The 25,771-nt window shown below is 71.1% G+C and carries 22 protein-coding genes; 21 read left to right on the top strand and 1 reads right to left on the bottom strand.

The features are described 5' to 3' along the window. The first annotated feature begins 30 nt into the window (after positions 1-30). The 18 genes from AC3IPY_RS12110 (at position 31) to dapF (ending at position 19,817) form a co-directional block, all read left to right on the top strand. Positions 31-813, top strand: coding sequence for a dihydrofolate reductase (locus AC3IPY_RS12110; RefSeq protein WP_489184527.1), 783 nt, complete (start codon positions 31-33; stop codon positions 811-813). Between the two features lie 480 nt (positions 814-1,293). Then, on the top strand, positions 1,294-2,232 hold the full coding sequence (locus AC3IPY_RS12105) for a type IV toxin-antitoxin system AbiEi family antitoxin domain-containing protein (RefSeq protein WP_489184526.1): 939 nt from the start codon (positions 1,294-1,296) through the stop codon (positions 2,230-2,232). Positions 2,233-2,323: 91 nt separating this feature from the next. Beyond that, positions 2,324-3,298 (top strand): 4-hydroxy-tetrahydrodipicolinate synthase, encoded by a 975-nt coding sequence (dapA, locus tag AC3IPY_RS12100; RefSeq protein ID WP_489184525.1) that lies wholly within the window; start codon positions 2,324-2,326, stop codon positions 3,296-3,298. A gap of 152 nt (positions 3,299-3,450) precedes the next feature. Next, entirely contained in the window at positions 3,451-5,127 is a 1,677-nt protein-coding gene (locus AC3IPY_RS12095; RefSeq protein WP_489184524.1) for a ribonuclease J, read from the top strand. Positions 5,128-5,320: 193 nt separating this feature from the next. Continuing rightward, complete coding sequence (locus tag AC3IPY_RS12090; RefSeq protein WP_489184523.1) at positions 5,321-6,346, top strand: efflux RND transporter periplasmic adaptor subunit; 1,026 nt, start codon at positions 5,321-5,323, stop codon at positions 6,344-6,346. Further along, entirely contained in the window at positions 6,343-7,170 is an 828-nt protein-coding gene (locus AC3IPY_RS12085; protein ID WP_489184522.1) for an ABC transporter ATP-binding protein, read from the top strand. Before AC3IPY_RS12090 ends, AC3IPY_RS12085 begins: the two co-directional genes overlap by 4 nt. Next, positions 7,167-8,399: an ABC transporter permease gene (locus AC3IPY_RS12080; protein ID WP_489184521.1), complete on the top strand. Its 1,233-nt coding sequence runs from the start codon at positions 7,167-7,169 to the stop codon at positions 8,397-8,399. The genes AC3IPY_RS12085 and AC3IPY_RS12080 overlap by 4 nt, the downstream gene beginning before the upstream one ends. Positions 8,400-8,482: 83 nt before the next feature. Beyond that, complete coding sequence (locus AC3IPY_RS12075) at positions 8,483-8,974, top strand: GNAT family N-acetyltransferase (RefSeq protein WP_489184520.1); 492 nt, start codon at positions 8,483-8,485, stop codon at positions 8,972-8,974. Between the two features lie 91 nt (positions 8,975-9,065). Beyond that, a complete protein-coding gene (locus tag AC3IPY_RS12070) occupies positions 9,066-12,014 on the top strand; it encodes an FtsK/SpoIIIE family DNA translocase (RefSeq protein ID WP_489184519.1) in 2,949 nt (982 codons plus the stop codon). A gap of 88 nt (positions 12,015-12,102) precedes the next feature. Beyond that, positions 12,103-12,705, top strand: a complete 603-nt coding sequence (gene pgsA, locus AC3IPY_RS12065) for a CDP-diacylglycerol--glycerol-3-phosphate 3-phosphatidyltransferase (RefSeq protein WP_489184518.1) — start codon at positions 12,103-12,105, stop codon at positions 12,703-12,705. A gap of 1 nt (position 12,706) precedes the next feature. Next, positions 12,707-13,228, top strand: coding sequence for a CinA family protein (locus AC3IPY_RS12060; protein WP_489184517.1), 522 nt, complete (start codon positions 12,707-12,709; stop codon positions 13,226-13,228). A gap of 218 nt (positions 13,229-13,446) precedes the next feature. Further along, the gene (locus AC3IPY_RS12055; RefSeq protein WP_156999602.1) at positions 13,447-13,755 is read left to right on the top strand and encodes a helix-turn-helix domain-containing protein; all 309 of its coding nucleotides are present in this window, start codon (positions 13,447-13,449) and stop codon (positions 13,753-13,755) included. A gap of 98 nt (positions 13,756-13,853) precedes the next feature. Next, the gene (locus AC3IPY_RS12050; RefSeq protein WP_489184516.1) at positions 13,854-14,093 is read left to right on the top strand and encodes a DUF3046 domain-containing protein; all 240 of its coding nucleotides are present in this window, start codon (positions 13,854-13,856) and stop codon (positions 14,091-14,093) included. Positions 14,094-14,395: 302 nt separating this feature from the next. Continuing rightward, on the top strand, positions 14,396-15,469 hold the full coding sequence (gene recA, locus AC3IPY_RS12045; protein WP_489184515.1) for a recombinase RecA: 1,074 nt from the start codon (positions 14,396-14,398) through the stop codon (positions 15,467-15,469). Positions 15,470-15,577: 108 nt separating this feature from the next. Further along, entirely contained in the window at positions 15,578-16,354 is a 777-nt protein-coding gene (locus AC3IPY_RS12040; protein WP_489184514.1) for a regulatory protein RecX, read from the top strand. Between the two features lie 12 nt (positions 16,355-16,366). Further along, the gene (gene miaB, locus AC3IPY_RS12035; protein WP_489184513.1) at positions 16,367-17,995 is read left to right on the top strand and encodes a tRNA (N6-isopentenyl adenosine(37)-C2)-methylthiotransferase MiaB; all 1,629 of its coding nucleotides are present in this window, start codon (positions 16,367-16,369) and stop codon (positions 17,993-17,995) included. 18 nt (positions 17,996-18,013) lie between these two features. Next, positions 18,014-18,931 carry a tRNA (adenosine(37)-N6)-dimethylallyltransferase MiaA gene (gene miaA, locus AC3IPY_RS12030; RefSeq protein WP_489184512.1) on the top strand — a complete coding sequence of 306 codons (918 nt, stop codon included), beginning with the start codon at positions 18,014-18,016 and terminating at the stop codon, positions 18,929-18,931. 4 nt (positions 18,932-18,935) lie between these two features. Continuing rightward, positions 18,936-19,817, top strand: a complete 882-nt coding sequence (gene dapF / locus AC3IPY_RS12025) for a diaminopimelate epimerase (RefSeq protein ID WP_489184511.1) — start codon at positions 18,936-18,938, stop codon at positions 19,815-19,817. A gap of 63 nt (positions 19,818-19,880) precedes the next feature. On the opposite strand, the gene AC3IPY_RS12020 is transcribed toward dapF, so the two are convergent. Next, positions 19,881-20,489, bottom strand: a complete 609-nt coding sequence (locus tag AC3IPY_RS12020; protein WP_489184510.1) for a class I SAM-dependent methyltransferase — start codon at positions 20,487-20,489, stop codon at positions 19,881-19,883. A 95-nt stretch (positions 20,490-20,584) separates the two neighbouring features. Between AC3IPY_RS12020 and hflX the strand changes: the two genes are divergently transcribed. The 3 genes from hflX (at position 20,585) to metE (ending at position 25,758) form a co-directional block, all read left to right on the top strand. After that, on the top strand, positions 20,585-22,108 hold the full coding sequence (hflX, locus tag AC3IPY_RS12015; protein ID WP_489184509.1) for a GTPase HflX: 1,524 nt from the start codon (positions 20,585-20,587) through the stop codon (positions 22,106-22,108). 279 nt (positions 22,109-22,387) lie between these two features. Further along, positions 22,388-23,416 (top strand): methylenetetrahydrofolate reductase, encoded by a 1,029-nt coding sequence (locus AC3IPY_RS12010; protein ID WP_489184508.1) that lies wholly within the window; start codon positions 22,388-22,390, stop codon positions 23,414-23,416. Next, entirely contained in the window at positions 23,413-25,758 is a 2,346-nt protein-coding gene (gene metE / locus AC3IPY_RS12005) for a 5-methyltetrahydropteroyltriglutamate--homocysteine S-methyltransferase (protein ID WP_489184507.1), read from the top strand. Before AC3IPY_RS12010 ends, metE begins: the two co-directional genes overlap by 4 nt. Positions 25,759-25,771: the final 13 nt, after the last annotated feature.

Genomic DNA, 25,771 nt, shown 5'->3' with positions numbered 1-25,771 from the left:
GGTCGGCACGCCGGAGAGCGTGGTCGCCTCGTGACCCGAGCGGATGCCGCGGGCCGACCGCAACCCGCCGGCTCGCCGGTTGCGGGGGGCGCTTCGCGCCCGGCTGTCCCGGAGGGCGCTGCGCGCCCGGCTGATGCGTCGGCCTCGCTCGGCGCCTCCGCGTCCGCGTCCGCCTCCGCAGTTGCTTCGCGCCCGGCGATCGGGCTCATCTGGGCCGAGGCCGAGGGCGGCGTCATCGGCCGCGACGGCGGCATGCCCTGGCATGTGCCAGAAGACCTCGCCCACTTCAAGCAGGCCACGCTCGGCGCGCCCGTCATCATGGGCCGCAAGACGTGGGACTCGCTCAACCCGCGCTTCCGGCCGCTGCCCGGCCGGCGCAACATCGTCGTCACGCGCCAGGCCGGCTGGTGGGCCGACGGGGCCGAGGTCGCGGCATCCGCCGAGGCGGCGCTCGCACTCGCGACCGTCGTCGACGAGACGGTGCCCGCAGGCCACGGGGCATCCGACCGTGTCGCGGGTACGGTGCCCCCGCACACCGAGACGACCGACATGGCGGCACCGGCGTCGCCGGGCTCCGCCGACGGCGTCGATCGGGTGTGGGTCATCGGCGGTGCAGAACTCTTCCGCGCGGTCATCGGGCTCGCCGATCGTCTCGAGGTCACCGAGCTCCGGCACGTCGACGGTCCCTTCACCCCGGCCGCGGGCGACGTGCTCGCGCCGGCGATCCCGGCCGGCTTCGAGGCGACGCCCGGCGACGAGCACACCTCGGTGAGCGGCATCCGCTACCGCTTCGTCACCTACCGCCGCCGCTGACCCGGCGGGGCATCGCCCGTCTGTCTCGCTCGGGCCTTCGCCCGTCTGTCTCGCTCGGGCCTTCGCCTGTCCATCCCACCCTGGCCTTCGCCCGTCCGTCCCGCGCGGGCCTTCGCCTGTCCATCCCACCCTGGCCTTCGCCCGTCCGTCCCGCGCGGGCCTTCGCCCGTCCATCTCACCCTGGCGTTCGCCCGTCCGACCTGCCCGGCATGCGCCGAAATGTCGGAGGATTCACGCGAACGTGACGCCCAGGGCGGCCTGCACGTGTTTCCTCCGACATCTCGGCCGTGCTCGCCGTACCGGGGCGGCCGAAATGTCGGAGCATCAGCCACGAGGGTGCCGCAGGCCGCCCCGACGCACGGATCCTCCGACATTCCGGTCGTGCCCCACTCGCCCTCCACAGCGGCTCGCCCTGCCGAACGATGCACCGGCGTCGCCCCACGAGCCGGCCGGGCTTCGACCGGAGGGCACTCTCGCTGCATGCCCACCGACACGTCCGAAGTCGAGCAGTGGTGCGACCGGCTCGGGGGCGTCGCGCGCACCTCCGACCTGCTCGCGGCCGGCGTCGACGCCAAGTCCATCGCCCGGGCGCGGCGCGACGGCGGCATCGAACGGGTTCGATCGGGTGTGTACGCCAGCCCGACCGCGTCGGCCGACGCGGTGACCGCCGCCCGACACGGCGGGATGCTCGGCTGCGCCTCGCGCCTGCGGCGCGCCGGTGTGTGGTTGCTCGACGACGATGATCGCGTGCACGTCGCGATGGCGAAGCACGGACGTGGTCACCCGCATGACGATTGCACCTGCGTGCCGCACTGGACCGGCAGTGCATCGGCACTCGGCGAGAGCACGATCGTCGATGCGCTCGCACAACTGTTGGGATGCCGCGGCGTCGAGGCCTTCTTCGCCGCACTCGAGTCGGCGATGCGCAAGCGATTGATCGACGAGGCGGGCATGGGGCGTCTGCGCGCGAAGATACCCGCGACGCATCGCCGATTCGTCGACTTCGCCCGTTGGAACGCCGACAGCGGCCTGGAGTCGCTGCTGCGGCTGCGTCTTCGGCGCCACCGCATCGAACTGCGCTCCCAGGTCACGATCGACGGGGTCGGCCGGGTCGACTTCGTGCTCGGCGACCGCCTCATCCTCGAGGCGGACGGCAAGGCGAACCACGTGGACGGGTTCGACGGCCTGCCCTCGCAGGACGATTCCGACACGGCGACGGCCGCGGCGTCGAAACGGCACAAGGACCTCGTGCGAGACGCGGCGGCGGCCGAACGAGGGTACGTCACCCTGAGATTCGACTATGCCCAGATCGTCCACGACTGGCCCCGCGTCGAGGCTGCCATCCTCGCGTGCGTGGCGCACCGACGACACCGTGCGTCCACGCCCGTTCGCCCGTCCCGCAATCGTCGAGCCCCATGATGGCGCCACGGGCGCAGCGTGGGTGCCCGCGGCGCCCAGAACGACGGGCGCGCAGCGCGCGACATCCGCCCGACCCGATAGCCTTGAGGGCGTGACTCAGGAAAACCCCTTCGGACAGGTACTCGTCGCGCTCGTCACCCCGTTCACGGCTGACGGCGAAGTCGACTGGCCAGGGGTCGAGAAGCACATCGACCACCTCATCGAGGGCGGCGCCGACGGCATCGTCGTCACGGGCACCACCGGCGAGACGAGCACGCTCACCGACCCCGAGAAGATCCGCCTCGTCGAGGTCGGCAAAGACGTGGCCGCGGGGCGCGCGAAGATCATCACGGGCGGCGGCTCGAACGAGACCGCGCACGCGATCGAGCTCTACAAGCACTCCGAGCAGGCCGGCGCCGACGGCATCATGATCGTCACGCCGTACTACAACAAGCCGACGCAGGCGGGCATCCTCACGCATTTCCGCATGGTGGCCGATGCGACCGACCTGCCCGTCATCCTCTACGACATCCCGGGCCGCACGGGCGTGCCCATCAAGTACGAGACGATCCTGCGGCTCGCGAAGCACCCGAACATCCTCGCGGTCAAAGACGCCAAGGGCGACTTCTCCGAGGTGAGCCGGGTGCTGAACCAGACCGACCTCATGTACTTCTCGGGCGATGACGCGAACGCGCTGCCGCACCTCTCGATCGGGGCGACCGGGCTCATCGGCGTGACCGCGAACATCGCGCCCGCGCCGTACCGCACCATCGTCGACGCCGTGAACCGCGGCGACCTGGCCGCGGCCACGGCCGCCCACCAGCAGCTCGAGCCGCTCGTGCGCGCCGTCATGACGCATGTGCCCGGCACGGTCGCGGCGAAGTACATCCTGCACGGCCTCGGCCGCATCTCGAGCCCGCGCGTGCGCCTGCCGCTCGTGGGCCCCGAGGAGTGGGAGGCCGCCCTCATCGAAGACGAGATCGACCACGTGCGGGGCATCCCGGGCGTCGACTTCGGCAACTTCCGCCCCGACCGCAACGCCGCCGCCGGCGGCGCCCTGCCCAAGGTCGCCGGCACCACGCGCTGAGCGCGCCGGCCGAGCGCACCGACCACAGACCACTCAGAACCCACAGAACTGCGGATGCCGCGACGAGCACGTCCTCGCCCCGACATCCGCCCGAGACATCCGCCGGTCACAGGGCCGGCACCGAACTGAACACCGAAATCTAAGGAGGGCCCATGCCCGACGCCATCATCGATCCTGCCCCGCTGACCCCCGGAACGCTCCGCATCATCCCGATCGGCGGCCTCGGCGAGGTCGGCCGCAACATGACGAGCTACGAGATCGACGGCAAGATCCTCATCGTCGACTGCGGCGTGCTCTTCCCCGAGGAGCACCAGCCGGGCGTCGACCTGATCCTGCCCGACTTCGGGTTCCTGCGCGACCGCATCGACGACGTGGTCGGCGTCGTGCTCACGCACGGCCACGAAGACCACATCGGCGGCGTGCCGTACCTGCTGCGCCTGCGCGCCGACATCCCGCTGATCGGCTCGCAACTGACGCTCGCGCTCGTCGAGGCGAAGCTCAAGGAACACCGCATCGCGCCCTACAGCCTCACGGTGAAAGAGGGTCAAGATGAAGAGATCGGCCCGTTCGACCTGGAGTTCATCGCGGTCAACCACTCGATCCCCGACGCGCTCGCCGTCGCGATCCACACCGACGCCGGCACGGTGCTCGCCACGGGCGACTTCAAGATGGACCAGCTGCCGCTCGACGGCCGCCTGACCGACCTGCGCGAGTTCGCCCGCCTCGGTGAAGAGGGCGTCGACCTGTTCATGGTCGATTCCACCAACGCGGATGTCCCTGGCTTCACGCCGCTCGAACGCACGATCGGTCCCGTGCTCGACGAGGTCATCGCCCGCGCCCCGCGTCGCGTCATCGTGGCGAGCTTCTCGAGCCACGTGCACCGCGTGCAGCAGGTGCTCGACGCCGCGCACCAGAACGGGCGCCGGGTGGCGCTGCTCGGCCGCAGCATGGTGCGCAACATGACCATCGCGGCCGACCTCGGCTACCTCAAGGTGCCGGCGGGCGTGCTCGTCGACTACAAGAAGGCGGGCGACATCCCCGACGACAAGATCGTCTACATGTCGACCGGTTCGCAGGGCGAGCCGATGGCCGTGCTCAGCCGCATGGCCAACCGCGACCACCAGATCGAGGTCGGCGAGGGCGACACGGTGATCCTCGCGTCGAGCCTGATCCCGGGCAACGAGAACGCGGTCTACCGCGTCATCGACGGGCTGACGAAGCTCGGCGCCAACGTCGTGCACAAGGGCAACGCGAAGGTGCACGTCTCTGGCCACGCGGCCGCGGGCGAGCTGCTCTACTGCTACAACATCCTGAAGCCGAAGAACGTGCTCCCGATCCACGGCGAGTACCGGCACCTGTTCGCGAACGCGAAGCTCGCGCGCGACACCGGCATCCCCGAGCGCAACACCTTCATCGGCGAGAACGGCACGGTCTACGACCTGCTCGACGGCGACATGAAGGTCGCGGGCCAGCTCGACCTCGGGTTCGTCTACGTCGACGGCTCGACGGTCGGCGAGATCACCGACGCCGACCTCAAGGACCGCCGCATCCTCGGCGAAGAGGGCTTCATCTCCGTCATCATCGTGGTGGATGCCTCGACCGGGCGCATCATCGTCGGGCCCGAGATCCACGCGCGCGGGTTCGCCGAAGACGACTCGGTCTTCGAGGACGTGAAGCCCAAGATCTCGGCGGCGCTCATCGAGGCCGCGAAGAACGGCACCCGCGACTCCCACACGCTGCAGCAGATCGTGCGTCGCACGGTCGGCACGTGGGTCAGCCGTCGTCTTCGCCGTCGCCCGATGCTCGTGCCGCTCGTCATCGAGGCGTAGGCGCCGGGGTCCCGTAGGCGCCGCCGTCGAGGCGCCGCCGTCGAGGCGCCGCCGTCGAGGCGGCGCGCTCCGGCGTGCCCGGGTCGTCCCCGATCCGGACCCTGAATCATCCCCGAGACGTATTCCGCTCCCGGCATCCGAGCCACTAGCGTGGGGCGACCCCTTTCGACCCCTACACGATGGAGGCCCGGCCGTGAGCGTCTGGCGCAAGTGGATCTTCCCGATCATCCGCATGGTGCTGGTGGCGGCGATCGCCGTCGCACTCGTCAAGCTGGCGTTCTTCTCCGATGCACCGCAGGCCGACGCGGCACTACAGCCGACGGGAACGATCACCGAGCCGCAGGTGCAGGTGTCGCGGGCGTCGATCCAGAACGACGTGGTGCTCGCGGGAACGGTCGCAGCAGATCCGGCCGTGGTCGTCAAGGCGATCGCGAACGGCACGGTCGACGAGGTGTTCGCGAAGTCCGGCCAGACGGTGGCGTCGGGCGACGTGCTCTTCGACATCAAGGTCGTCGACGAACCGGTCGAGACGACCACGACCGGGCCCGACGGCAAGCCGATGGTGACCCCCGGCGAGCCCGGCCACCACTTCGAGCAGGTGCTCGCGCCGATCTCGGGGGTGCTGTCGGCGTTCGACGTGCTTCCCGAGCAGGCGGTCGCGGTCGGGCAGGACTCGGGCCGGGTGGCGCCGCCGTCGTACCGGGTGTCCGCGACGCTCAGTCCCGAGCAGCAGTACCGGCTCGCGCAGATCCCCGCCGAGGCGCAGGTCGCGATCACCGGCGGGCCTGCGCCGTTCGCCTGCACCGCGCTGAAGATCCAGGTGTCGGATGCCGCGGCCGAGACTCCGGTCGAGGGTGCGGGCGCCGGGGGCGGCACCACGACCGTGTACTGCTCGGTTCCGGGCGACGTGAAGGTGTTCCCGGGGCTCGCCGCGCAGCTGACGATCGCGGCCGGCGCGGCCGACGACGTGCTCGTGGTTCCGACGACGGCGGTCGAGGGCGGCGCAGAGACCGGCGTGGTCTGGCTCGTCGGCCCCGACGGCCAGGGCGTGGAGCACCCGGTGACGCTGGGACTCACCGACGGCGAGAACGTGCAGATCCTCGACGGGCTCGCCGAGGGCGACAGCGTGCTCCAGTTCGTTCCGGGGGCCGCGGCCGAACCCGACTGCTCGATCGATCCGATGGCCTGCGAGGGTGTGGTCATGGGCCTCGGCGCGTGAGCATCATCAGCCTCGAAGGCGTCGGCCGCACGGTCGAGCTGCCCGACGCGCCGCCGCTCACGATCCTCTCGTCCGTCGACCTCGAGATCGCCGACGGCGACCGGGTCTCGGTGGTCGGCCGGTCGGGCTCCGGCAAGTCGACGCTGTTGAACCTGCTCGGGCTCCTCGACCGGCCGACGCACGGCGTGATCCGCTTCGACGGGGCCGACGTCCGACGCCTGTCCGACGCGCGACTCGCGCGCCTGCGCGGCGCGTCGATCGGGTTCGTGTTCCAGCAGTTCAACCTGCTGCCGGGGCGCACGGCGATCGAGAACGTGATGACCCCGCTGCTCTACGATCGCGGAACCGCATTCTGGCGTCGCGAACGCCTCGCGACCGAGATGCTCGAACGGGTGGGCCTCGGCGAGCGCCTCACCTCGATGCCCGACCGCATGTCGGGCGGCGAGCAGCAGCGCGTCGCGATCGCGAGGGCGCTCGTGCGGCGCCCGCGGCTGATCCTCGCCGACGAGCCCACCGGCGCCCTCGACCTCGAGACGGGCGGCACGGTCATGGCGCTCATGGAGCAGGTCGCTCGCGAGACCGGGGCGGCGCTCGTCACCATCACGCACGACCCGGCGATCGCGCGTCGTGCCGTGCGTCACCTGCGGCTCGACGCCGGGCGGCTCGGTCCGCTCGACGGCACGCCGGAAGATGCGACGGATGCCGCGAGCGTGACGCATGCCGCGAGCGCGACGGATGCCTCAGACCTGACCGATGCCCGCGACGTCGAGCACGCGGCATCCGACCCCGACACGATCGCCGAACCCGACGAGGTGCTCGCATGATCGGCTGGCTCGGCCGCACGGCCACGGGTGTGGTCTCCACGTTCGTCGAGTCCGCTGAAGAGCTCCGCATCCACCGCACCAGGGTGCTGCTCTCGCTCATCGGCGTCGCGATCGCAGTCTTCGCGCTCACGACCGTGCTCGGTGCCGCGGCCGTCGCGGAGCAGGCGCTCAACGAGGGCAACGAGCGCAACTCGGGGCGGCCGGCGATGCTCTCCGCGAACCTGTACCTGCCCTCTGGCGAGGACCTCGATGCCGATGCCGCGACCGAGGCCTGGCGCGCAGCCGTCGAACGGCACGAGATCGAGTACGAGTCCCGCGTGCTGTACGGCGCGATGTCGGCGCAGTTCGTCGACGGGCTCTCGAGCGTCGATGCCACCGTCGTCGACGTCGACTACGGGGTCATGCACCGAACGGCCATGCAGGAGGGCGCCTGGTTCACGGAGCGCGACGGGCAGCGGCTCGCGCCCGCCCTCGTCGTCAACCGGCCGTTCTGGGAACGGCTCGGCAGCCCGGCGATGGCGGCCCACCCGACCGTGGAGCTGCGCGGTGCCGATGGCGCCGTCACCGCCGTCGTGGTCGGCGTCGTGCGCACCTCCGACTACGAGACGTATCCGCGTGCGTTCGCCCTGGCCGACTCGGTCGACCGGTTCGCGCTCATGCCCGAGGCATACGGCCCGGGCGCCTACGAGGCCTGGGTGCCGACCGACACGGCCGACGAACTCGCCCTGCGGCTGACGGCCGAGCTCCGCGGGGCGGTGCCGGGGGCCGAGGCATCCGTGAATCGACAGGACTACCTCGCGTGGGGCGGCGGCGACCCGCTGCTCGTGCTGAAGTACGTGGTCGCCGGCGTCGCGGTGGTGATCCTGCTGCTCGGCGCGCTGGGCCTCGTGACGATCTCGCTGGTCACCGTGAAGTACCGCATCCGAGAGATCGGCATCCGGCGCAGTTTCGGCGCCACGAGCGGGCGGGTCTTCTTCTCCGTGCTCATGGAGAGCGTCGTCGGCACCGCGCTCGCGGGCGCCATCGGCGTGGCACTCGCGATCGTGGCCGTGAAGAGTCCGATGTTCGAGCAACTCGTGGGCCAGGGCATGGTCGAGGACTTCCCGCCGTTCCCGATCGATGCGGCGCTCATCGGCATCGGCGCATCCGTGCTCGTCGGCGCGCTCGCCGGGCTGCTTCCCGCGATCACGGCCGTGCGCGTGCGGGTCATCGACGCGATCCGGTTCTGAGTCGCCGAACGCCCGGGCCGCCTGCGCCGATCGCGCGTGCCGCGCGAAACATGCGCGAAACGGCCGTGGCGTAGCATCCGGCCATGGCGGACTTCACGATCCGCCCGGCCGGCGTCGGCGACGGGTCATTCCTCGCCGACATGGTGGTCGAGGCGGCGAACTGGCGCACGGACGCGACGCGTCCGAGGCCCGCGGTGCTGAGCGACCCGGTCTACCGCAACTACGTCACCGGGTGGCAGCGCCCGGCCGATCGCGGGTTCATCGCCGACGACGCCCAGCAGCGGCCCGTGGGGGCCGCGTGGTACCGGCTGCTCGCGGCCGACGTGCCGGCGCACGGGTTCGTCGCGGCCGGCGTGCCGGAGCTCATCATCGGGGTCAGGCCGGTCTGGCGGGCGCAGGGCGTGGGCCGTGCGCTGCTGCAGGCGCTGACGGATGCCGCGCGCTCGGCCGGGTTCGCACGCCTGGCGTTGAGCGTGGAGCACGGCAACCACGCAGAGGCGCTCTACCGCAGCGAGGGGTTCGCCGTGGTCGCCTCGCGCGGCGGCCGCGACACCATGGTTCGGCTGCTCGGGTGAGCGGCGGTCGCGCGGGCATCTGCGGCGTCGATCACGGACACTCGCGGCGGCCTGACGGCCGGCGTCGGCGGTCGGCCGTAACGTAGGGCGTATGGCTACGAGCACCAGGTCGAACGGGCGCGCCCCGAGCGCGTCCGCGCGTTCGGGCTCGAAGGCGTCCGGTGCGAAGACGACGACGTCCAAGACCGCCCCGACGAAGAAGCTCCCGGCGACCACGACGAGGGGCGCCGCCGCCAAGACGGCGGCCGCGACATCCGATCGTCCGAACGTGCTCGTCCGCATGTGGATGGGCATGGCCCATGTCACGGGCGGTGCTGCGCGCGCGCTCGGGCCCGAGACGCTCTCGAAAGAGGAGCGCCGCGACGGGCTGCCGTTCTTCCTCGTGCTCCTCGCCATCGCAGGGGCGGTCGTCGAATGGTTCTTCATCAACGAGCCGGTCGCGCAGAACCTCGACTCCTGGACCTTCGGCCTGCTCGTCGGTCGCGTCGCGTTCGCGCTGCCCGTCATCATGGTGCTGTTCGCGGTCTGGCTGTTCCGCCACCCGAGCTCAGTGCACGACAACACGCGCATCGGCATCGGGCTGGCGATCCTGCTCCTCACCGTCTCCGGGCTCTGCCACCTCTTCGGCGGTCGTCCCGAGCCGAGCGAGGGCATGCCCGTGCTGGCCCGCGCGGGCGGCATCCTCGGGTGGATGCTCGCCGAACCGCTCGCCCTGCTCATCACGCCGATCGGGGCGACGGCGGTCGTCATCCTGCTCCTGCTGCTGTCGGTGCTCATCATCACCAAGACCCCGCCGAACCGCATCCCGGCGCGGTTCCGCGAGCTGTACGCGTGGCTGTTCGGCGAGCCCGAGACCGCAGACGAGCCCGTCGCCGCGCCGAAGGCCGAGAAGCCGAAGCGCGGGCGCAAGGCCGTGCCCGTCGAGCTCGACGGCATCGACGCGCTCGATGCGCTCGGCGCCGACGATGACGACGAACCGTCGGGCAAGGGCGGCATGCTGCCCTGGTGGCGGCGCAACGACTCGAACCGCGAGGTCGATCCCGACTTCGCCGCCCCGGGTGCCGACGGCCTCACCGCCGTCTTCGGTGCAGGGTCCGCCGAGGGCAGCTTCGAATCCCCGATCGAGGGTGTCGGCGGCGCGGCGGGCTACGGCACCGAGATCGTCGGAGACCTCGAGCGGGCCGAGTCGGCCCTGCAGCAGTTCACCGGCGACGTGCCGCACGGCGGCACCGGCCTCCGCGGCGACGACGCCGGCGCGACCGGCATGCTCGCCGTGTTCGACGAGCCCGCCGTCGGCGCGGCCGCCGCGGGCACGGCCACGGGCGGCGCACCGCTCGCCGGGGCGGGTCAGTCGGCCGAACCCGAGCCCGACCGCCCGTACAACCTCCCCGCGTCGTCGACGCTCGCCGCGGGCGCTCCCGCCAAGTCGCGTTCGGCCGCCAATGACGAGGTCGTGCGCCAGATCACGGGCGTGCTCGACCAGTTCGGCGTCGACGCCAGGGTCACCGGGTTCTCCCGTGGGCCGACCGTCACGCAGTACGAGATCGAGCTCGGGCCGGGTGTCAAGGTCGAGCGCGTCATCGCCCTGTCGAAGAACCTCGCCTACGCCGTGGCCTCCAACGAGGTGCGCATCCTCTCGCCGATCCCCGGCAAGAGCGCCATCGGCGTCGAGATCCCCAACGCCGACCGCGAGATCGTGACCCTCGGCGACATCCTCCGCTCGACGGCGGCCGTGAACGCGAAGCACCCCATGACCATCGGCGTCGGCAAAGACGTCGGCGGCGGGCACGTCGTGGCCAACCTCGCGAAGATGCCGCACCTCCTGGTGGCCGGTTCCACGGGTTCCGGCAAGTCGAGCTTCGTGAACTCGATGATCACCTCGCTGCTCATGCGTGCCAAGCCGGCCGATGTGCGCATGGTGCTCATCGACCCCAAGCGTGTGGAGCTCGCTCCGTACGCCGGCGTCCCGCACCTGATCACGCCCATCATCACGAACCCAAAGAAGGCCGCCGAGGCGCTGCAGTGGGTCGTCAAAGAGATGGACATGCGCTACGATGACCTCGCGTCGTTCGGGTTCCGGCACATCGACGACTTCAACAAGGCCGTCGTGGGCAACGAGATCGTGCTGCCGCCAGGCAGCGAGCGCCAGCTCAAGCCGTATCCGTACCTGCTCGTCGTCGTCGACGAGCTCGCCGACCTCATGATGGTCGCGCCCCGTGACGTCGAGGACTCGATCGTCCGCATCACGCAGCTCGCACGCGCGTCGGGCATCCACCTCGTGCTCGCCACGCAGCGGCCGTCCGTCGACGTCGTCACGGGCCTCATCAAGGCCAACGTGCCGTCGCGCCTCGCGTTCGCGGTCACGAGCGTCACCGACTCCCGCGTCATCCTCGATCAGCCGGGCGCCGACAAGCTCATCGGCCAGGGCGACGGCCTGTTCCTGCCGATGGGCGCCTCCAAGCCCGTGCGCGTGCAGGGTGCGTGGGTCAGCGAGGCCGAGATCGAGAAGGTCGTCAAGCACGTCACCCGTCAGGCGCGGCCCGAGTACCGGCAGGACGTCGCGGCGTCCGTCGAGAAGAAGGAGATCGACGCCGACATCGGAGACGACCTCGAGCTGCTGCTCGCGGCGGCCGAACTCGTGGTGTCGACCCAGTTCGGCTCGACGTCGATGCTGCAGCGCAAGCTCCGCGTCGGATTCGCGAAGGCGGGTCGCCTCATGGACCTGCTCGAGTCGCGCGAGATCGTCGGCCCGTCCGAGGGTTCCAAGGCGCGCGATGTGCTCGTCACGGCCGAGCAGCTGCCCGGGGTGCTCGCGCGGCTGCGCGGGGAGCCGGCCGCACCTGTTCCGCAGGCGTCGGCGCCCCAGGCGGCTTCGGCCGCCGCGCCCGTCACGCCGCAGGCCCGACCTGCTCAGGCCGAGGGATACGGCGCGCCAGACGACCGCTACGATGACGACCCGGTGGCGCGGTCCACGCATGGGCTGCCAGAGGTCGAGGGCGACGACGACGAAGACGCCTGGGGCCTCACGGGGCGCGACTGACCTCTTCGGTCGTCGAGTCGCCGAAGTTCGCTGAGGCGCGCGCCCGATCACGACGTCCCGGCCGCGGCCGGCCGGTATCCTGTCGACTATGACCTCCTCCGCCGCAAGCCCCGGGCGATCGGCGAACTGGAACCTCCCGAACGCGATCACCGTCGTGCGCATCCTGCTCGCACCGATCTTCTTCTGGATGCTGCTCGTCGACGACGGTGCCGACGGCTGGCTGCGCTGGGCCGCCGCGGCGCTGTTCATCATCGCGATCGCGACCGACGGCATCGACGGCCACATCGCGCGCTCGCGCGGCCTCGTCACCGATCTCGGCAAGATCCTCGACCCCATCGCCGACAAGCTCCTCACGAGCGGCGCCCTGGTGTGCCTCTCGATCCTCGGCGAACTGCCCTGGTGGGTCACGGCCGTCATCGTCGTGCGCGAGGTCGGCATCACGGTCTGGCGTCTCGTCGAACTGCGCCGGGGCAACGTCGTGCCCGCGTCATCCGGCGGCAAGTTGAAGACCGTCGTGCAGGCCGTCGCGATCTCCTTCGCCCTCGTCCCGCTCTGGACCGTGTTCGGCGAGTGGATCCACTGGGTCAACGGCGTGCTCATGACGGCGGCCGTGGTGCTGACGCTCTGGTCGGGCCTGCTCTACGTTCGCGACGCCGTGCACCTGGCCCGCAGCGGGCGCAGCGCGTCCTGACATGGGCGAGCGGATGCCGCAGCCCGGCGCCGAGGCGTCGGCGGCCTCTCGGCTGGTCGCCGAGCTCACCCGTCGCGGGCTGCGCATCGCGGTCGCGGAGTCGCTCACCGGTGGGCTCGTGGTCGCGGAGCTCACGAGCGTTCCCGGCGCGTCCGTCGTCGTCAACGGGGGAGTGGTGGCATACGACACGGCGGTGAAGCATTCATTGCTCGGGGTCTCCGCCGAGCTGCTCGCGCGCGAGGGCGCGGTGCATCCCGAGGTCGCCCGCCAGATGGCCGTCGGCGCACGACGGGCTCTCGCGGTCGGCGGGCTGCGGGCCGATCTCGGCGTCGCCACCACGGGCGTCGCCGGCCCCGACCCCCAGGACGGCAAGGCGCCCGGCCTGGTCTACGTCGCGGTCGCGCTCGGCGACCGGGTGGAGGCGGTCGAGCTCTCGCTGCATGGAGATCGTGCCGAGATCCGGTGGGCGACGGTGGCCGCGGCCGTCGACGCGGCGCTCAGCGCGGTGCGCGCGCAGCATTGACGCGGTCGGCCCGAACGGCTCCGATCGCACGGATTCCCGTGGCATCCGATCGATCTCGCCGCGTACGGAATACCGATCGTGAAGACCCTGTTACATCTCGCAGGTTCACACGAAAGCCCCAGTGTGCGACGCTAGGTTGGAAGCACAGAGTTTCAGGTAAACTGACGCTCCCGTTTCTGGCTCCAGCGGAGTCGTAGGCAGTACGAAGGAGGTTCCCGATGGTTCTGGTTCGACAGGAGATCGGCGATGTTCTGAGGGACTTCCGACTGCAGAAGGGTCGGACCCTTCGTCAGGTCGCGTCCAAGGCGAGTGTCGCACTCGGCTACCTGAGCGAGGTGGAGCGCGGCCAGAAGGAGGCCTCCTCCGAGATCCTCGCCTCGGTCGCCGAAGCACTCGACACGCCCATCTCGGTGATCATGCACGAGGTCGGAGACCGCCTCGCGGTGCTCGAGAGCCTCTCGGTCGTGCCCGACAGCCTTCCCGACGAGCTCGTCGCAGAGTTCGACGCCGGCATGATGGTGCGCTGACCCACCCACGTTCTCGATCTCGATCGGCCGGTCCTCGGACCGGCCGATCGTTCGTTCACCCCGTCCGTTCGCCGTTGTTGCAGGAGCACCTTGTGAAGTTGAGCGAGTTCCAGTTCGCGGTCGACCATGAGTTCGGGGCTGCGTACGGCGCCGTCGTCGTCACCGATCTCGCCCTCGCCGGCGTCGGCGGACGCACCGCGCGCGAGGCGCTCGCCGCCGGGGTGCCGGCCCGCACGGTCTGGTTCGCGCTCTGCGACGCGGCCGACGTGCCAGATGAGCGCAGGCACGGCGTCGGCCGCCCGGCGCCCGGCGATTCCGGTTCGCACGGCGGTCGCTGACGCGCCTCCCGCGGCTCTCGCGCCACCGGTCGGCCGGATGCCCATTCACGTCGCGACAGGTCGAACATGTCTTCGGCGCGTCGTTCGAACGTCTGTTCGGTTCCTCGGGTAGGCTCCTCAACAGCAGGAGCTTCGACACGGCTCTCCACATCCAGACGGTTCGCCCCACGGATGTCGGTGGCCGGCCATACGGTTTCAGACGTCGGAACACACCGCAACCGCCTTGTCGCCAGACGAGCGGGTCACGGCCCGCACGAGCAACGACAGCCTAGAGGCAGCCGCACACCACGAAGGAGCCCACCATGCCATCAGCAGTAGACCGCGAGAAAGCCCTCGAGACCGCACTCGCCCAGATCGACCGCCAATTCGGCAAGGGCTCGGTGATGCGCCTCGGCAGCGAAGACCGCGCCCCCGTCGAGGTGATCCCCACCGGTTCCATCGCGCTCGACGTCGCGCTCGGCGTCGGGGGGCTGCCGCGCGGGCGCATCATCGAGATCTACGGCCCCGAGTCCTCGGGCAAGACCACGCTCACGCTGCACGCGATCGCGAACGCGCAGCGCGCGGGCGGCATCGCCGCCTTCGTCGATGCCGAGCACGCGCTCGACCCCGAGTACGCCAAGAAGCTCGGCGTCGACATCGACGCCCTGCTCGTGTCGCAGCCCGACACCGGTGAGCAGGCGCTCGAGATCGCCGACATGCTCGTGCGTTCGGGGTCGATCGATCTCATCGTCATCGACTCCGTCGCGGCGCTCGTGCCTCGTGCCGAGATCGAGGGCGAGATGGGCGACTCCCATGTCGGCCTCCAGGCGCGCCTCATGTCGCAGGCCCTCCGCAAGCTCACGGGTGGCCTCAACCAGACCAACACGACGATGATCTTCATCAACCAGTTGCGCGAGAAGATCGGCGTCTTCTTCGGCAGCCCCGAGACCACCGCGGGCGGCAAGGCGCTCAAGTTCTACGCCTCGGTGCGCCTCGACATCCGTCGCATCGAGACCCTGAAAGACGGCACCGAGGCGGTCGGCAACCGCACCCGCGTCAAGGTCGTCAAGAACAAGATGGCCCCGCCGTTCAAGCAGGCCGAGTTCGACATCCTCTACGGCGTCGGCATCTCGCGAGAGGGCAGTCTCATCGACTACGGCGTCGATCAGGGCATCGTCAAGAAGTCGGGTGCCTGGTACACCTACGACGGCGATCAGCTGGGGCAGGGCAAAGAGAACGCCCGCAACTTCCTGCTGTCCAACCCCGACATCGCGGCCGACATCGAGACGAAGATCCTCGTCAAGCTGGGCATCGGCGCCGCCGGCGCGGCCGGGGCCGCTGCGGCACCCGCCAACGTCGAGCCGATCGCACCCAAGCTCGGGCGCAAGGGCGCCTGAGCGGGCCGCCCGCGGCGCGGGAGGCCACCACGCACGATCGCACGGCTGCGTTGCACCACTGCATGACTGCACCGCTGCGCAGCACGGCACGAGACCGGGGGAGAACCCATGAGCGACGCATCAGAGCACCTCGCCCCGGTCTCGTACCTGCCGTGGGCGAAGCCCGAGCAGGAGCGTGAGCGCGACTCGGTCGAGTCGGCAGGGCGCGACGAAGAGCACGCGCCGCAACCCGGTCCCACGACCGATGCCAGTCGCTCGGTCGGGGCGAACAGCTCGATCCAGTCGACCGGCTTCTCGCGTTCCAAGAACTCACGGGGGTCGCGTTCCTTCGCACGAACGGCTCGGCCCTTCTCCGCGGTCGAGGTCGAGTCCGGCGCCGAGCCCGACGGCGACGACGTCGCGCCCGAGACCGGGCCCGAGCGCGATGACCGCATCGACCGCATCATCGTGGCGCGCCTTCGCCGCTCCTCGCTGTCCGTGGCCGAGGTGCGCTCGGCGCTCGTCGAGCACGGACTCGATGCCGGCGAGATCGAGGAGTGGATCGAACGGTACGAGCGATTCGGCTACCTCGACGACGCCAGGCTCGCCGAGCAGCTCGTGCATGTGAACGCGGGGCGGCGGGGCAAGGGCAGCGGGGCGATCCTCCAAGAGCTCACGCGCCGCGGCGTCGATGCCGAGGCGGCGCGCGCCGCGATCGACGGCCTCGATCCCGAGACCGAGTTCGAGAACGCGCTCACGGTCGCAGAGCGTCGTGTGCGGCAGCTGCGGGGCCTCGATCGCCACGTTGCCGAGCGGCGCCTTTCGGCGTTCCTGCAGCGGCGTGGGTACTCGGGCGAGGTCGTGCGTCAGGTGGTGACGCAGGTGCTCGCAGCCGAGGGCTCGTAAACTGGGCTCATCATGAGCATCATTGACGACGTCTCGGTCGCCGAGGCCCCCGACGCTGCGCCCGCGCCGCGCACCTACGAGGTGCGCACGTTCGGCTGCCAGATGAACGTGCACGACTCCGAGCGGCTCTCCGGGTCGCTCGAGGCTGCCGGATACGTCCCCGCCGACGGCGCCGAACCAGACATCGTGGTCATCAACACCTGCGCGGTGCGCGAGAACGCCGACAACAAGCTCTACGGCAACCTCGGGCACCTCGCCGGGGTCAAGCGACGCCACGCCGGCATGCAGATCGCCGTGGGCGGCTGCCTCGCCCAGAAGGACAAGAACGTCATCCTCGAGAAGGCGCCGTGGGTCGACGTCGTCTTCGGCACGCACAACATGGGGTCGTTGCCGAGCCTGCTCGAACGCGCGCGGCACAACGACGAGGCCCAACTCGAGATCCTCGACGCGCTCGAGGTCTTCCCGTCGACACTGCCGACCAAGCGCGACTCCACGTACAGCGGCTGGGTCTCGATCTCGGTCGGGTGCAACAACACCTGCACCTTCTGCATCGTGCCGGCGCTCCGCGGCAAGGAGAAGGACCGCCGCCCCGGCGAGGTCCTCGCCGAGGTGCAGGCGCTCGTCGACGACGGCGCCATGGAGGTCACGCTCCTCGGCCAGAACGTCAACTCCTACGGCGTCGAGTTCGGCGACCGCCAGGCGTTCGGCAAGCTCCTCCGCGCGGCCGGGCAGATCGACGGGCTCGAGCGCATCCGCTTCACGAGCCCGCATCCGGCCGCGTTCACCGACGACGTCATCGACGCGATGGCCGAGACGCCCGCGGTCATGCCGCAGCTGCACATGCCCCTGCAGTCGGGCTCCGACCGCGTGCTCAAGGCGATGCGGCGCTCGTACCGATCCGAGAAGTTCCTCGGCATCCTCGATCGCGTCCGCGCGAAGATCCCGAACGCGGCGATCTCGACCGACATCATCGTCGGCTTCCCGGGCGAGACCGAAGAGGACTTCCTCGAGACCATGCGCGTGGTCGAGGCGGCCCGATTCGCGTCGGCCTTCACGTTCCAGTACTCCATCCGCCCGGGAACCCCCGCCGCGACCATGGCCGATCAGGTGCCGAAAGAGGTCGTCCAAGAGCGCTACGAACGCCTCACCGCACTGCAGGAGCGCATCTCCTGGGAGGAGAACCAGAAGCTCATCGGCCGTGCCGTCGAGGTGCTCGTGTCCACGGGCGAGGGCAAGAAGGACGCCGAGACGCACCGCCTCAGCGGTCGCGCCGAAGACAGCCGACTCGTGCACTTCGAGGTGCCCGAGGGCTCCGAGGTCCCGCGTCCCGGCGATGTCGTGTCGGTCACGATCACCCAGGCGGCCCCGTTCCACCTCATCGCCGACGCGCCCGACGGTTCGCCGCTCGAGATCCGTCGCACGCGTTCCGGCGACGCCTGGGATCGCTCGCTGGCCGAGAGCTGCGGGGTACCGGCGGTGCCCGGCGGCGCATCCGGCGGCGGCGCGGCGCGCGTCTCGCTCGGCCTGCCGACCGTGCGGGTGCTGCCGTCCACGCAGACCGGGGCAGCGGCGGCCGAGCCGCTCATCAAGCCCGGCTTCGGCACGTTCCCGATCTACGACCCCGACGACGACCTCCGCTGAGCGCGGCGGACAACGCGCATGCTCATCGCGATCGTCGGCGCCACCGGCACCGGCAAGTCCGACTTCGCACTCGACCTCGCCGAATCCCTCGGACGAACGGGCCGAACGGCCGAGGTGGTCAACGCCGACGCCATGCAGCTCTATCGGGGCATGGACATCGGCACGGCCAAGCTCTCGCCCGCCGAGCGGCGCGGCGTGCCGCATCACCTGCTCGACGTGCTCGAGGTCACCGACGAGGCATCCGTCGCCGCCTACCAGCGCGACGCACGGCAGGCGATCGACCGGATCCTCGAGCGCGGCGACGTCGCGCTGCTCGTGGGCGGCTCGGGGCTGTACGTGTCGTCGGTGATCCACGACTTCCGGTTCCCGGGAACCGATGCCGCGGTGCGAGCGCGGCTCGAGGACGACCTCGCCCAACTGGGCCCCGGCCTGCTGCACGCGCGCCTGCGTGAGATCGACGCCGAGACGGCACGCGCCGTCGACCCGGCGAACGGGCGGCGCATCGTGCGGGCGCTCGAGGTGATCGAGCTCACGGGCGAGCCGAAGGCCGCGCGCCTGCCCGACGAGCCGGTGTCGTGGCGTGCGCACCGCATCGTGCACCTGCGCAGCGAGCGCGCCGATCTGGTCGCGCGCCTCGACGCCCGCGCCGCCCGCATGTTCGACGACGGCCTCGTCGACGAGGTGCGCGCCCTGATCCCGCGGGGCATCGAACGCGGCGTGACGGCCCGGCGGGCCATCGGGTACGCCCAGGCGCTCGCCGAGATCGAGGGGCGCATGGCGCGGGCCGAGGCCGTCGCCGAGACCCAGCAGCTCACGCGCACCTACGCCAGACGGCAGGTCGGATGGTTCCGGCGCTACCGCGATGCGGTCGAGATCGACGCCGCCGACGTCGCCGCGCGCGACCGGGAGTTGGCCCGGCAGTCCGCCATAGACTGAGCAGATGTCCTTCGACCTCCGCTTCACCAAGGGCCACGGCACCGGCAACGACTTCGTGCTGTTCGCCGACCCCGACGGTGACACCGAGCTGACGCCGACCCAGATCGCCGCCGTCTGCGATCGGCATTTCGGCGTCGGTGCCGACGGGTTCATCCGCGCCGTGCGCTCGACGAACCTCGCCGCGGGCGCCGCCACGGTGGCCGAAGACCCCGAGGCCGTCTGGTTCATGGACTACTGGAACGCCGACGGCTCGGAATCCGAGATGTGCGGCAACGGGGTCCGGGTGTTCACGCGGTTCCTGCTCGATCAGGGCCTCGTCGACCTCGCCGCCGCAGAGTCGATCGCCATCGGCACTCGAGCGGGCATTCGCCGGGTGAGCCGTTCCGAGCACGGCTTCGAGGTCGACATGGGCACCTGGCGTCTCGACGGGGCTGACCCGCTCGTGCGCGCCAAGGGTCTTCCGGTCGCCCGGCCGGGGCTCGGCATCGACGTCGGCAACCCGCATGTCGTCGTGGCCCTCGCCGACGATGACGAACTCGCGGGCCTCGACCTCGGCTACCTCCCGATCCTCGACCCGGCGCCCGCCGCGGGGGCGAACGTCGAGTTCGTGGTGCCGGCCGAGCCGCTCGTCGAGGCCGGCATCGGCCGCATCCGCATGCGCGTCCACGAACGGGGCTCCGGCGAGACGCTCTCCTGCGGCACCGGCGCCGTCGCATCGGCGCTCGCCGTGCGGCACTGGGCGGGCGCGGGCGCACCGAACGAGTGGCGGGTGCAGGTTCCCGGCGGCCTCGTCGGCGTGCGCATGTTCGAGGGCCCCGACGGCGAGCATGTGACGCTCTCGGGTCCGGCCGAGCTCGTGTTCGACGGGGTGCTCGCGCTCGCCTGAGCGTGCGCTCCAGCTCGCTCGCGCTCAGGTGAGCGCGAGCCGCGGTACGTCGCGATCAGGTCGTCAGCCGAGCGGACGGCCCGCGGCGAGCACGCGGAAGCCCTTCGAGGTCTCCGCGCGCTCGACCTCGAGGCCGAGCTCGTCGCCGAGCCACCGCTGCAGCGATTCCGCGCCGAGGTGCTTGGCGACGACGAGCCAGGCGGTCGCGTCCTCGTCGAGGCGCGGCAGCCACGTCGAGAGCATCGCGTGCAGTTCCTGCTTGCCGACGCGGATCGGCGGGTTCGACCAGATCGTCGCGAACCGGATGTCGTCGGGAACATCCGAGGGCAGCACGGCGTTGACATTCACGAGGCCGAGGCGGGCCGCGTTCGCACGCACCAGGTCGAGGGCGCGTTCGTTGACGTCGACGGCCCACACCGTGGCATCCGGAGACTGCAGCGCGAGCGCGAGGCCGATGGGGCCCCAGCCGGCGCCGAGGTCGAGCAGGTGGCCCGTGGCGGGTGCAGCGGGCACGGTGTCCAGGAGCACCGAGGTGCCCTGGTCGAGGTGCTCGGGGCTGAACACGCCGGCCGCGGTCACGAGATCGACGTCTCGCCCGGCGAGGTGCACGCGGATCGTCCGGGTGCGCGAATCGCTGCGGGGGGAGGCGGAGAAGTAGTGGTCGGAGCCCATCCCAGCACGGTAGCGCACCGCGATGCACGTCCCCCGCACAGCCCATCCGCAGATCACGACCGACCGAAGACCGAGAGCGAAGTAGGGTTGAGAGAATGAACGAAGCCGAAGACCGCCCCACCGACGACGCCGTCGACCGGGTGCTGCGCAACGCGGAACCGTCCGCGAACGTGGCGCGCTTCGGCGCGGGCGAGGCGACCGCCATCATGCGAGCGGATGCCTCGAGCCGGTCCACGACCGACGGCGACCAGTTCGAGCGCGAAGACCGCGCCGCGCTGCGACGCGTGGCGGGGCTCTCGACCGAGCTCGAAGACGTCACCGAGGTCGAGTACCGGCAGCTGCGGCTCGAGAACGTCGTGCTCATCGGCGTGTACTCGCAGGGCTCCCAAGACGACGCCGAGAACTCGATGCGCGAGCTCGCGGCCCTGGCCGAGACGGCCGGTGCGCGCGTGCTCGACGGACTCCTGCAGCGCAGGCCGCATCCCGATCCCAGCACCTACCTCGGCCGAGGCAAGGCCGAAGAACTGCGCCACGTGGTCGCGGCGGTCGGCGCCGACACCGTCATCGCCGACACCGAGCTCGCCCCGAGCCAACGGCGTGCGCTCGAAGACGTGGTCAAGGTCAAGGTCATCGACCGCACGGCCGTCATCCTCGACATCTTCAGCCAGCACGCGAAGAGCCGCGAGGGCAAGGCCCAGGTCGAGCTCGCGCAGCTCGAGTACCTGCTGCCGCGACTGCGCGGCTGGGGTGAGTCGATGTCCCGCCAGGCCGGTGGCCAGGTCGGCGGCGCGGGTGCCGGCATGGGCTCCCGCGGCCCCGGTGAGACGAAGATCGAGCTCGATCGCCGCCGCATCCACTCGCGCATGGCGAAGCTGCGCAAGCAGATCGTGGGCATGAAGCCCGCACGCGATGCGAAGCGCGCCAACCGGCGCCGCAACGCGGTGCCCTCCGTTGCCATCGCCGGCTATACGAATGCGGGCAAGTCGAGCCTGCTCAACCGCATCACAGGTGCGGGGCTGCTCGTCGAGAACGCGCTGTTCGCGACCCTCGACGCGACCGTGCGGCGCAACACGACCGCCGACGGCCGCGTCTACACGATCGCCGACACGGTCGGGTTCGTGCGCAACCTGCCGCATCAGCTGGTCGAGGCGTTCCGTTCGACGCTCGAAGAGGTCGGCGACGCCGACCTGATCGTGCACGTCGTCGACGCCGCCCACCCCGACCCCGCCGGGCAGATCGCGACCGTTCGCGACGTCATCGGCGACGTCGGTGCGCGCAGCATCCCCGAGCTGATCGTGTTCAACAAGGCCGACCTCGTCGGCCCCGAAGAGCGTCTCGTGCTGCGCGGGCTCGCCCCCGATGCGGTCTTCGCCTCCGCACGCACGGGCGAGGGCGTCGACGAGGTGCTCGCCGCGATCACGCGCATGCTGCCCGACCCGTCGGTCGAGATCGACCTGCTCGTGCCCTACGATCGCGGCGACGTCGTGTCGACGCTGCACGAGTCGGCCCGGGTGCTGTCGGTCGAGTACGACGAGGGCGGCACGAGGGTGCGGGCGCTCGTCTCACCCGAGCAGGCCGCCCAGCTCGACGTCTTCTCGGCGGCCGCCGCCGCGTCCTGACGCAGTCGGGCCCGTCGGGCTCCGACGCCGGTGGGTCGGTTCGCGTGAGACTCGCCCGACGTTCGATGACGTTCTGCGTCGAAGAACGTCGCAACCCGTGGCGGAATGCCGCGACATCCGCGTATGGTCTGATCTTGATCGAAACGTGCCGGGCCAGACGTCCGGCACTTGGAGCGACAGCCGAGCCCGGCACCCGCCCGCGAGACCACCAGCCGTGACGGCCGGGGTACGCGGCCTGTGTGCCCGCCCCGCCCCACGGTGTCCACCGGGGAGCAGAGCATGGTGCAGCACGGCGACGAGACGAACGCAACGGGCGGTGGCTCCGCGACGCCGCTGTCGTTCGAGCTCTACCCACCGCGCACGGATGCCGCGGCGATCGCGCTCGGGCGCACCATCGACCGCCTGGCGCAGGTCGATCCGGCGTTCATCTCGGTCACGTTCGGCGCCGGAGGCTCGTCGCGCGACCGTTCGCTGACGGTGCTCCGGTACATCCTCGAGAACACCGACGTCGAGCCGATGGCGCACCTCACCTGCGTCGGTTCCTCTCACGCCGAGGCCAACGATCTCGTGCGACGGTTCCTCGATGCCGGCATCCGCAGCTTCCTCGCGCTCAGGGGCGACCCGCCGGCCGGCGCCGAGCAGGACGCCTCGCTCGGCGACCTGGCGACGGCGGCCGAGCTGGTGCAGCTCATCCACCGGGTGCAGCAGGAGCGCGAGCCGTTCGCCCAGGTCGCGGTTCCGGGCAATCCGGGAGCGCGGCGCATCCATGCGCGAGCCGATCGCACCCGCGTCGCCGTGGCCGCGTTCCCGACCGGACATCCTCGGTCCAAGGACCCCTCGCGTGACGTCGACGTGCTGCTCGCGAAGGAGGTCGCCGGCGCGAACCTCGCGATCACCCAGTTGTTCTGGCTCGCCGATGACTACCTGACGTTCGTCGAGCGCGCCAGGGCCGCCGGCGTGACCATTCCGATCCTGCCCGGCATCATGCCGACGACGACCCCGGCGAGGCTGGCGAAGCTCACCGAGCTCACCGGCGTCGAGCCGCCCGCCGAGTACTCGATCGCGCTCGAGATCGAACCGGATGCCACCGGCCAGACCGACATCGGCATCACCTTCGCGGCCGAGCTCGCTGCCGAGGTGCTCGCCGGCGGCGCGCCGGGGCTGCACCTCTACACGTACAACCGCCACGAGGCCGTGCTCGAGCTCATCGACCGACTCGGGCTGACGCCGAAGACCACGACCGCCGACGCGCCCAAGACCGCCGACGCACCCAAGACCGCCAACGAGAGGAACGTCACGAGACGATGACCGCACGCACCTTCCCCACCGGAACGATCATCGGCTATCCGCGCATCGGACGCCGCCGAGAACTCAAGCGCGCCGTCGAGGCCTTCTGGGCCGGACGCATCGACGCCGATGAGCTCGAGACCGCCGCGGCGGAGCTCCGGGCCGCCACGCGCGACCGTCTCGCGGGCCTCGGCCTCGGGCGCGAGGACTCGTCGATCCCCGAGTCGTTCTCGTTCTACGACCAGGTGCTCGACGCGGCGGTGGCCGTTGGCGCCGTTCCCGCCCGGTTCGCCCATCTCGTCGACGACGAGGGCAGCGTCGACCTCGCCGGGCTCTTCACGATCGCGCGCGGCCAGGGCGAGCACGCGCCGCTCGAGATGACGAAGTGGTTCGACTCGAACTACCACTACCTCGTGCCCGAGATCTCGCCGACGACCGCCTTCTCGCTGCACGCCGAGCGCATTCTCGCGAGCTTCGTCGAGGCGCGCGCCGCCGGCTACCTCACGCGTCCCGTCATCGTCGGACCGATCACGTTCCTCGCACTCGCGAAGGCGGCGGATGACGCGCCGGACGGATTCCGTCCGCTCGATCGCCTCGACGACCTCGTGCCCGTCTACGCGCAGCTCCTCGAGCGTCTCGCCGAGGCCGGGGCCGAGTGGGTGCAGCTCGACGAGCCCGCCCTCGTCAGCGAGAGCCTCGACGAGTCCCGCGCGCGCATTCTCGGCGCGATCGGCGCGACCTACGACGTGCTCGGCGCTGTCTCGGCGCGGCCGTCGATCTTCGTCGCCGCGCCGTACGGCTCGCTCGACGAGGCACTGCCCGCCCTGGCGGCCACGCCCGTCGAGGCCATCGGGCTCGACCTCGTGCGCGGTGCCCTGCCCGACGCGCTCGACCCCGCGACCGCCGAGTCGCTCGCGGCCAAGACGCTCGTCGCCGGCGTCGTCGACGGCCACAACATCTGGCGCGGCGACCTCGCCGCGGCATTCGCGCGCGTCGAGGCGGTCCAGGCGCTCTCGGGCTCGGTCGCGGTCTCCACCTCGACCTCGCTGCTGCACGTGCCGCACGACGTCGCCGACGAGCCCCACCTCGACCCCCGACTCGCGAGCTGGCTCGCCTTCGCCGACCAGAAGGTGGCCCAGGTCGCCGTGCTCGCGCGCGGCCTCGCCGAGGGGCGTGGCGCCATCGAGGGTGATCTCGACGAGGCATCCGCAGCCCTGGCCGATCGCGCGGGCGCACCCGGCGTGCGCGTGCCGGCCGTGCGCGACCGACTCTCGGCGCTCGGCGACCGCGACTTCTCGCGCGACTCGTACGACGAGCGGGTCGCGGCGCAGGCCTCGCTCGACCTGCCGGAGCTGCCCACCACGACCATCGGGTCGTTCCCGCAGACCGGCGAGATCCGGCGCGCCCGGGCGGGCCTCGTGAGCGGCGCCCTGTCGGCCGAGGCGTACACCGCGCAGATGCGCGAGGAGATCGAACGCGTCATCCGGCTGCAGGAGCGCATCGGCCTCGACGTGCTCGTGCACGGCGAACCCGAGCGCAACGACATGGTGCAGTACTTCGCCGAGCTCCTCGACGGCTTCGCCGTGACGGTGAACGGCTGGGTGCAGTCGTACGGTTCGCGGTGCACGCGTCCGTCGATCCTCTGGGGCGACGTCTCGCGGCCCGAGCCGATGACGGTCGAGTGGTCGGCGTACGCGCAGTCGCTCAGCGAGAAGCCCGTCAAGGGCATGCTCACCGGCCCGGTGACGATCCTCGCCTGGTCGTTCGTGCGCGACGACCAGCCGCTCGGCGACACGGCGCGCCAGGTCGCGCTCGCCCTGAGGGACGAGATCACCGACCTCGAGTCGGCCGGCATCCGCATCATCCAGGTCGACGAGCCCGCGCTGCGCGAGCTCCTGCCGCTGAAGCGCGCCGACCAGCCGGCGTACCTCGACTGGTCGGTCGGCTCGTTCCGCCTCGCGACGGCGGGAGCGGCATCCGCGACTCAGGTGCACACGCACCTCTGCTACTCGGAGTTCGGCGTCGTGATCGACGCGATCAAGAACCTCGACGCGGATGTCACCTCGATCGAAGCCGCCCGCAGCCGCATGGAGGTCGTCGACGACCTCGCGACGAGCGGGTTCGACCACGGCATCGGGCCGGGCGTCTACGACATCCACTCGCCGCGCGTGCCGAGCGTCGAGGAGGTCACCGCGCTGCTCGAGCGCGCGGTCGGCGAGATCCCGGCGACTCGGCTCTGGGTCAACCCCGACTGCGGCCTGAAGACGCGTGGGTACGACGAGACCGTGGCCTCGCTCGAGAACCTCGTCGCCGCGACGAACGAGGTGCGTGCACTCGCCGGTCGGGAGCCGGCCGCGGTCTAGCACCTTCACCCCG

This window comes from Agromyces sp. GL_144, assembly GCF_057834305.1.
The sequence above is the reverse complement of the archived record's forward strand: the minus strand, read 5'-3'. Positions and strand labels throughout refer to the sequence as shown.